6 protein-coding genes are annotated in these 9,590 nt (G+C 41.0%); 1 reads left to right on the plus strand and 5 read right to left on the minus strand.

The genetic code is table 11. The annotated features are described in order from the left end of the window. Positions 1-384: 384 nt before the first annotated feature. The 5 genes from ACRD7A_RS18745 to ACRD7A_RS18765 all read right to left on the minus strand — a co-directional run bounded on the left by ACRD7A_RS18745 (position 385) and on the right by ACRD7A_RS18765 (position 7,925). Positions 385-630, minus strand: coding sequence for a ribbon-helix-helix domain-containing protein (locus ACRD7A_RS18745; RefSeq protein ID WP_430812924.1), 246 nt, complete (start codon positions 628-630; stop codon positions 385-387). Between the two features lie 134 nt (positions 631-764). Then, positions 765-4,286: an SNF2-related protein gene (locus ACRD7A_RS18750; RefSeq protein ID WP_430812925.1), complete on the minus strand. Its 3,522-nt coding sequence runs from the start codon at positions 4,284-4,286 to the stop codon at positions 765-767. A gap of 347 nt (positions 4,287-4,633) precedes the next feature. Then, entirely contained in the window at positions 4,634-5,032 is a 399-nt protein-coding gene (locus ACRD7A_RS18755) for an efflux RND transporter permease subunit (protein ID WP_430812926.1), read from the minus strand. Between the two features lie 384 nt (positions 5,033-5,416). Further along, complete coding sequence (locus ACRD7A_RS18760) at positions 5,417-6,934, minus strand: sulfatase family protein (protein WP_430812927.1); 1,518 nt, start codon at positions 6,932-6,934, stop codon at positions 5,417-5,419. 34 nt (positions 6,935-6,968) lie between these two features. Continuing rightward, positions 6,969-7,925, minus strand: coding sequence for an ROK family protein (locus ACRD7A_RS18765; protein WP_430812928.1), 957 nt, complete (start codon positions 7,923-7,925; stop codon positions 6,969-6,971). 555 nt (positions 7,926-8,480) lie between these two features. Between ACRD7A_RS18765 and ACRD7A_RS18770 the strand changes: the two genes are divergently transcribed. Next, positions 8,481-9,551: a sulfatase-like hydrolase/transferase gene (locus ACRD7A_RS18770; protein ID WP_430812929.1), complete on the plus strand. Its 1,071-nt coding sequence runs from the start codon at positions 8,481-8,483 to the stop codon at positions 9,549-9,551. Positions 9,552-9,590 lie beyond the last annotated feature (39 nt).

Here is a 9,590-nt window from a genome sequence, read left to right on the forward strand (position 1 = left end):
TGAAAAACAAAAAGGCTAATCAACAAAGATTAACCTCATATATTGTTCTTCATAAGTATCACTTCTGAAAGTGCCTAGATTAAAGTGAAGTCGAATCAATTCAAAACTAAAGAATGTTATTCAAGTCTTGCATTGCATTGCAACAATCGCTATAACATCATCTGTTCCGTTATAAATTTTGTAGTAAATACTATCTGAGCCACAAACGCACCTTCTGTATCCTGGTTTATGTAATCAACAGATTCAAAAGCAAATGGTCTGTCTGCGATTATATCGAAGTAATCAAAAAAGGTCTCAAAATATTTGTCAGCTTGAACGACTCCGAACTTTTCAACACCAAATTGATGAATTCGAATCAGGTCTTGTTTTGCCGATTTACCTTATCTATAATTCGCCATTAAGCAACGACTTTGATTGTCTTAAAATTTCTTCTTTGGAGTCATTGGTAAAACCGCTTTCTTCAGCTTTATCTAATTTAGCTCTGAGCCAATCAACTTGCGCTTGTTGCTTTCTTGCCCGCCGAATCAAATCATTAGCAAGTTCACTTTTACTAGAATACTCTTCGCTGTCCACTTGTGCTTTTAACCATTCATCGTTAGGTTTCGAAAATGAGATACTTTGCCTTGGCATAATTTTAATTTTTTAAATGTGGTGTAGATCTACACCAAAATCGCCCCATTTGCAAGTTTCGATCTGTATTGTTGCTAACAGGGCGATAATACAATGGAGTAAACATTCAAGTTGCTGATCATGAAAAATACAGGCTACATACTCACAAGGGCTTTAAGCTCTGAATTCGACAAATCGCCAATCCACTTCTCGCCCGCTGCAACAGTCAAATCAGCCAGGTGCTTTTTATCCTGGAGCATTTCGTTAATTTTCTCCTCAAAGGTTCCCCTGGAAATGAAACGATGAACCAACACGTTATTTTGCTGACCAATGCGAAAAGCACGGTCGGTGGCCTGAGCTTCCACAGCCGGATTCCACCACAGATCGTAGTGAATAACATGATTGGCCGCCGTTAAGTTCAACCCTGTTCCACCAGCCTTTATCGAAAGAATGAAGATTTTTTTATGTCTTTTATTCTGAAAGGCATCTACCATTTCATCTCGTTTCTCGCGGGATACGCCACCATGTAAAAACAAGGGCTTACTGTCAAATGCAGTTTCTAAAATACGGGTGAGAATTTGCCCCATCTCCTTATATTGAGTAAATACCAATACTTTTTCGTCATTTTCATAGATGGTGCGTAGCAACTCAATCAACATCTGCGTTTTCCCTGACAGCTCTGCGCGGTCATCATCCTTTTTCAGGAACTGAGCTGGGTGGTTACAAACCTGCTTCAAGGCAGTCATCATCTTAAGTACGAGCCCTTTTCGTTCAATAGAATTCTCTTCTGTGTCAATAAGCGCTTCCATCATACTATCAACCACTTTCTGATAGAGCGCTGTTTGTTCCTTGGCAAGCTCCACAAAGCAATCGTGCTCAATCTTTTCAGGTAAATCAGAAATAATAGACTTATCTGTTTTTAAGCGCCGCAAAATAAAGGGTGCTGTTATACTTTTAAACCGGTTGAGTTGCTCCTCATTATTATCCCGCTCAATGGGTGTGGCAAAGGCCTTTTTGAAATACCTAGCCGAGCCCAGGTATCCTTTATTCACAAAATCGAAAAGGCTCCAATACTCACTCAAACGATTTTCAACAGGTGTACCACTCATGGCAATCTTTACATCAGCTTTCAACTTCTTAACTGCTTTCGTCTGTTCAGTGCCCGGATTTTTTATATTTTGTGCTTCATCAATGGCCACCAGCTCCCATTTAATTTTATGGAATTTTGATGCGTCGCTTCGTAAGGTGCCGTAGGATGTAATGACTAAATCGCAATCCTCAGTAACAAACTCACGCTTTGCTCCATGATAAATATGCGGAATCAATTCCGGTGCAAAGCGCTCTATCTCCTTTTGCCAGTTGCTGATTAAGGTAGTCGGAACAACCACCAATGCTTTTTTCTTTTTAAAACGCCCTTCTTGTTTAAATAGCAGCAAGAGACTAATTACCTGGAGCGTTTTCCCAAGTCCCATATCGTCAGCAATAATACTACCAAACCCCACTTTACTATTGTTATAAAGCCATTGGTAGCCCCTCTCCTGATAGGGGCGTAAGGTGGCATTCAATTCAGAAGGAATTGGCATCCTATCACTTTGCAATAATTCATGAATCATCTGCCGAGCTGTATCTGTTACCGTTATTTTAGCCTCCTGATACTCTTCAGTGAGCGCAGACTGGAGCAATTCAGCATGACTAAGTTGCTTTTCTTCATCGAGGTTAGCGAGCAAAGTAGCCACCTCTTTTTGGTCTATTAAAACATACTCTCCCTTAATATTAACCACTCCCGAAGTACCCTGTACCAACTTTTTAAATTCGCTCACCGGAATGGTTTTATCACCAATGGCAATTTGCCATTCAAACTGCAACATCTCATTGAGATTGAGGTAACTTTTACCCGTCGAATGCGCATTATTGCCCTCTAATTTTAACGAAGCTTTAGGGCGGGCAAGACTTTTAAGAGAATTAGGTAGTAGTATTCTAATACCCATCAACTTAACCAAGGGTAGGATATGCAATAAAACATCGGCAAATAAATCAGCATTGAAGCAGAGCTGCTCCTTACCCGATGATGAGATGAGCGGTTTTATCGCTGTAAAATCGCGGGATAAGCTTGCCAGGGATTGGAACATCGAAGTCTTATGCTTATTATTCACCTCATCGCCGATGAAATCATCCAATGGTATCGGCTCTTGCATCGAGTCTTTACAATTTTCAACCCACAACTGAAACTCAAATTTTTTTTCAAGTGGGTGATCGTCAATTTTAATGAGTGGCACATACGATTTTTCATTAATGAAAAATCGTTGCAGGTATTGATGAATGGCTTCCGGCACCTGTTTTTCTCCCACCCGATGAAAGGTGCTGCCCTGATTTTTGAAGAATAACTGTTCTATTTTGGCTTCTAAGGGATGTCTTGGTGCTGATTGCACAAGGCTGGCAGTCTTCATGTAATGCGTCAAAAAAACAGACACAAGACTTATTGTCTGTTCCCATGGCGACAGATACTTATACTTAGCTTTTCCGTTGGATACTTTTACCAACTCAGAGGAGATATCTTGTTCAATCAGCTTAAGCAAAGTACTAACTTCATCGTTTATCACAGCCGGAATCCATCTGATAATATTTACACCTTTCCCCACGGCTAGTATTTGAGGTATGAAGGCCCCAAGCTCAGCAAGCTTAATGCTTAAATGCCAAACCTTATATAGAGTTTTTAGATCGGGTGATAGTCGTTGCTCATATTTCTTGGGCAGCCTGACCAAAAAGTTAATGAGACCATCTAAGCCATCATCTGCTGCATCAAAAATTAAATCCCCCTTTTCAGCATTCAGGCAAGCCTTTTGAAAAGTCGAATCATCATTAATAAAAACCGCTCCCTTTTCAATATTTTCAAATACGCTGGGTTCAAAGGCTACAACCTCCTTTTCTGAAAGGGTTTTCGAATGCCGTGCCAGTGCCTTGTAGTTTTTGCGAAGCAGGGGAATAAAAGGCTTATCGTAAAAAGTACATTTTGTTTCCAACAAAGTTAGGAGCTTATCGGCCTGTGGCTTCAAACCGGACAAATCAAAAAGAGCTTCTTCCTCGCTAGCCCCATCTTCTATTTCAGAAGGCAAATCCTGTATCTTATCCTGAAAAAGCGGGATTTTCATCTCTTGCGCCAGAGGCATCCCTCCTTTGCTAAGTTCCCTCAAAATATCTAAGCCATGCAATTGAAAAATCAAAAAGGGGTTTCTGTCAATTTCAGCTGAAAGCATATAAATAACCGAGGCCAAATGCTTGCATGGCACCGCCCAATCAGGACAAGAGCATTGCATATCAAAATCAGACCATTTATTGGGAAATACAGAAATATTATTCTTTTCAGCCAGTATATTTAGCTCATCCGGCAACTCCCGATTCAGCAAATGAGATAGCAATAATGGGTCGTCGGAGATGGCCTGCATAAGTTTCTTCTTCTCGCCATCCGTAAAGAGCGGTATGGTAACTTGCACTTTATAGGGTGTTCGGCGGCTTCCTTTTACTTTGGCATCAATCCTGTTTCCTGTGATATCAATTGAAGCGACATAACCATTACGTGCATAACTTCTGCCCCTGGGCAGTCGGTTGGAATAATCTATATCTGTTAATGCTTGTAAAAAGTGCTCCCCCCACCATGTTTTACCAAATTGCTGTGCCATTGCTATATATCAGGATTAAAGCTTTTATCGAAGTACAAAACACCACTTAAGCCTAATCTACTCAATCGTAGCCTGCTTAAACGGAATACTCAAAGCATTGTCAAAAATAATAAAATATCCACGATTGAGTCCAGCTTAGCAAGTCATCTTAAAAGCCAATAACACTACACACATAAGCGGGCACCATTTCGGCTACTAATTATTTACTCAAAATTACCTTTTCTGAAGCGGGTGGTTTCAGCTCATAACTTTGCTGTGCCAGGGTGTGTGATCGGGCAGCCAATTGCACTTTATTATGCTGAAGGTTAAATTCAAGTACTTTGGTAATCAGTCCTGTTCATACGATATCATGGCCTGCTCATTACTGATACGGGTGATTTCCGGTACAAAAAACAATAACACAGTGGTATAAAATACAAGCTTACCAAGGTACCCAGTGTCATACTACCAATAACGGTTAATGCCAGGGGCTGCTGCAAGAGGCTTCCCATATCGTTTTGAAACAAGAAGGGTAGCAATGCCAATATGGTGGTTAAACTGGTCATTAGTATGGGCTTCAATCGACGGTGGCCACCGGTTTCTATGGCTTCCATCAGCCCCATGCCTTGGCGGCGCAGCTGATTGATGGTATCAATTTTTAAGATGGAATCGTTGATGATGATACCGCTCATCACGATGATGCCGATCATGGCCATCAGGTTGATGGTGCCTCCAAACAGCCACAATAAGCCTAGGGCACCGGCCATATCCATCAGCACCTAGAACAGAACGATCAAGGGTTGGCTAAAACTCTCGAACTGGGCAGCCAGAATAAAGTAGAGAAGAGCTAATGCTATGCCCATTACGATCAACAGTTCTTTCAATAACAATAGTTCGTTAAAGTATGATATAAACTATTGAATATCAGCGAAACAATTCAGTGATTTACTTGTCTAAATCATTTACAAACAACATCTTAATGGAGAGTTTCGACAGCTTCATTAAGGGTGACTATCAAGGTTTTAAACAAACATCATCCTACTTATCTTATTGATTATCCACTGTTTATGTAATACTTCAACAAACTATTGCCTTTAACTCATAACTTTTATTAGAAAAGTTACAGATTCATTTATTTACGACAATAAATATTATTCATTATCATAATAATATTCTTCCTCCAGATTCAGTAATTCTATCGCCTCTTGACCGGGACGAGGAGATTTGTCCTTTTCTGCCAAATACTCGGCATCCACCCACTTCATTTCCAATCCTAACTCACGTGGATCACCATGTTTTTTAAGGTGGTCTGTCAATTGCTTTGCAAGTTTTTCTCGCGCCTCCTGATAAGCAGGATCGTTTGCTACATTATTCATCTGGTACTGGTCTTTTTCCAGATCGTACAACTCTTCCTTTGGACGCTTCGCAAATGCAAGGTCAAATAGTGGCTTAATGGTTTCATCTTCTTTTTTGAGCAGCAAATCCATCTTTGTTGGACATGGGTAATGCAACATATGCGCATCCACATCGCCATATAATGGAGGATCGCCAGCTGGCCATGCCTCATAATCGTAATTTCGAATATATAAGAATTGCTTGTTGCGTAGAGCACGCGAACCATAACCGGCCCCATTTTTCCTTACATAAGCATGACGCTCTCTGGCTGTCACAATAAAATCTCTTTCCCCGTCAATTATACCGCTATTATCAGCTTCCAGAATAGGCACAAGACTTTTGGCATTCATATAATCTGGAATTGACAAACCAGCCAGTTCTAGCAATGTTGGAGCCAGATCATTTAAGCTGACAAAATCATCAATTGTACGGTTGCCTGCAAACCGCTCTGGCATAGAGATAATCATAGGAATTTTTGTTCCAAAATCATACAAATTACCTAATCCCCGTGGCATTTGCCACCCATTATCGCTACAAACAATCACTACGGTATTCTCTAGTTGTCCCATTTCTTTCAACAAGGTCAGGTAAGCACCTACCTCCCTATCAAAACTCTGCACCTCAGCATAGTAATCAGAGATATCTCCCCTCACTTCTTCAGTATCGGGCAAATAAGGAGGAACTACAATTGAATTCAAATCAATCTTTGCTTTTTTACCTCCATTGCGCTTAAATGGACGATGTGGATCGCGTGAACTATACCAATAACAGAAAGGTTGCCCTTTTTCACGTTCGTTATAAAACTCTTCAAACGAGCCATACCGCTCACCGCCAGGGTTATGTTCGCGTCCACTCTCTTCAACACCTCCCGGGCCCCAGCCTTTACCTTCGATTCCAACCAGGTAGCCGGCCTTCTCAAGAATATCCGGATAGACTTCAAACTTTGCAGGCAAAGTACCCCATAAGTTAGCGCCTTCCTCTAAGCGCCAGATATCCTGTCCAGTCAGCATTGACGCGCGCGCCGGCGTGCAGGAAGGAGCCGAACAAAATGCATTATTAAATAAAATACCCTTCGTTGCTACATCATCAATAACAGGAGTTTTAACCACCTCATCACCATAGCAGCCAAGATGGTTCCAACTGTGGTTATCAGACATTAAAATCAGGAAGTTAGGACGCTGCTTTTTCTCCTGCTTCGGCTGACAGCTATATAATGCAGATGCCAAAATCAGCAAGGTACAGATGCCAGAAACCAGATTATATTTACGTTTCATCAATATATAATTTAATTAAAATTTACTTGTTCCATTAGTGTAATACGGCAACTGTCTGTTTTGTACGATCAAACACCAGTGCTGCCGCCCCAATAAAGCCCGCCTTGTTACCCAACCTGGCTTGTACAATTTGCGTAAACACGCTGGTTTCTTTCATAGCCAATTTCATTGTTCGTTTTTGCACTTCATCGATATAGAAATCGCCGGCTTCCGATAATCCACCTCCAATAATGACTTTCTGGGGACTAAATATGTTAATAAAACTCGCAATGCCCATAGCGAGGTAATCCATGTGCTGATTCAATGCTTTTTGTGCACAAGCTTCTCCACTTCTAAAATTCTGCATGATGTGAACGCCATCAATTTTATCAGGCAGAGTATGGCCTGCCTCTGCCAGTGCATCTTTATAATCTCTTATTAATGAAGTTACCGAAGCGTGCGCTTCAAGGCATCCTTTTGTTCCACAATCGCAGATAGCACCATCAGGATTAATTACGATATGCCCCAATTCGGCACCTCTGTTTCGGTGGCCGCCGTACAGCTCACCATTAAGCACCATTGCCCCGCCAACACCTGTTCCTATGGTTAGAAAAATTGCGTCATCCACGTTATCGGCAGCACCAAAACGCACCTCTGCCAAGCCCATCATATTGGCATCATTCTCAACAAAAACTGGAAGATTCAATCGACGACTTAAAATACCTCCCAGTGGTAAGCTTTCCCATTCAGGCAAGTTTTCAGCTCCACCTAAAACCAAGCCATTATCGATTATACCCGGCGAACCAACCCCTACTCCACTAACCTCCATCTGATGAGCTGCAGCATATTCTAACAACTCGTTACAACAGTTCAGAATGTTCTGAACAACTACATCTCGGCCTTCATTGGCCTGTGTTGGCTTAATGGATTCAATTACAATGGTACCATCGTCAGATACAATTGCGTACTTAATATTTGTACCTCCTAAATCTATTCCAATTGCATAGCTCATATCACTTTCTTTTTTAGATTCCTCCGCCAATAGCAGGTTGCTATAATCACGGACGCTTTACTTATTCCTATTTGGCTTCTTCTACTATTTGATGAAAGGTTCTCCAGATAGCATAAAGAACAAGACAAAGGTACATGGACAGGTGTTTACACTGAACTAATGGAGTTTAGGCTCTTTTAAATTGGTTGAAAAACCTATAACACATGTTGAAATGTCGGAAATAGCAACCAGAAATAGTTTGGGTGCACAAACTTTTTATTGGTTTAAAATCCTGCTATTGATGCTGAAAGTCTATATACAGATCGCACTGAACTGGACAAATATGGAAATGAATGCCATCAATTACCTCTGAGTCCTGTTAGCCTATCTTTTTTCCCATGTCATTAGTGACTTTTAAAAGCATGCTACAGTGATAACGCTAACACAATATCAATGAGCATTCCTCTTTTAAACAAGATTAAATCAATCCGGCGAATTGTTAAAATTAATTGCTAAATAATGAATGCTTCAGTCCATAATGTTTGTTTTCTTTATCGCTATTAAAACAAATACACAATGAAAATCTTAAGAATAATTCTAATCACGGCCATTGTTATCGTCTGCATGGCGTGCCAAAAAAAGCAAAGCTCGCAACAGCCCAACGTTCTGTTTATTGCCATTGACGATCTTAACGACTGGACAGGTCATCTTGAGGGGCATCCACAAGCCATCACGCCAAATCTTGATCGACTGGCAAAATCTGGCACATCATTTAGTAACGCACATACCCCTATGGCAGTCTGTGTTGCGTCACGAAATGCTTTATTGAGCGGCTTACATCCGACCTCCACTGGTTGGTATACGCTGGTAGAAGATCACGAAGCCATGGAAGCCTCCTACCACGAGGTAATGGGCGACAAACAAATGCTACCTGCTGTATTTAAAAATCATGGCTATAAAACCTGGTGCGCCGGTAAAATATTTCATAAAGGAGCTACTGATTTTCAATTTCTGAAAGATGAACTCTGGGATGATTGTCTACCCGAATATAAAGAGAAACTGCGCCCTATTGACCTTGAACGTGGCGCCGGCTATAAGGGCTATAAGTTTTACCCCTTTCCTAAAGGAGGCAGTCAAATAAAGACGCATTATGGCAATGAAATAAGCAAAGGGCATTCACTGTGCGGTGGACCTCTGGATGAGGCCGACATACCGGAAGGTAAAATGTATGATGAACTAATTGCCGATTACGCCATTGATAAACTGCAGGAGCAACATGCCGATCCATTCTTTTTATCCGTTGGTTTCGTCAGACCCCATGTACCCTACACAGCGCCCCGCAAGTATTTTGACCTGTACGATAAAGCAAGTATCAAAAAACCCAAATGCCCAGAAGATGATATGAAGGACATTCCAATTATGGGCAAATCTATTGCTTATAATTATGGTACTAACCTAGGAGATTATGCCACCGTTGAAGGTATGGGTGATGAATTTTATACCCATCTACTTCATTCCTACCTGGCCTGTGTATCCTTTGCTGACGATCAATTGGGGCGAGTCCTAACAGCACTTCAAAACAGTGACTATGCCGATAATACAATTATTGTAGGCTATAGTTTAATAATGCGTTGTAAAACCGATTAGTTGTTGATAACATAGGTCTATTTTCAAAAACCTTTCCTT

This window comes from Carboxylicivirga longa (assembly GCF_050589825.1).
Taxonomy (GTDB): Bacteria; Bacteroidota; Bacteroidia; order Bacteroidales; family Marinilabiliaceae; genus Carboxylicivirga; species Carboxylicivirga longa.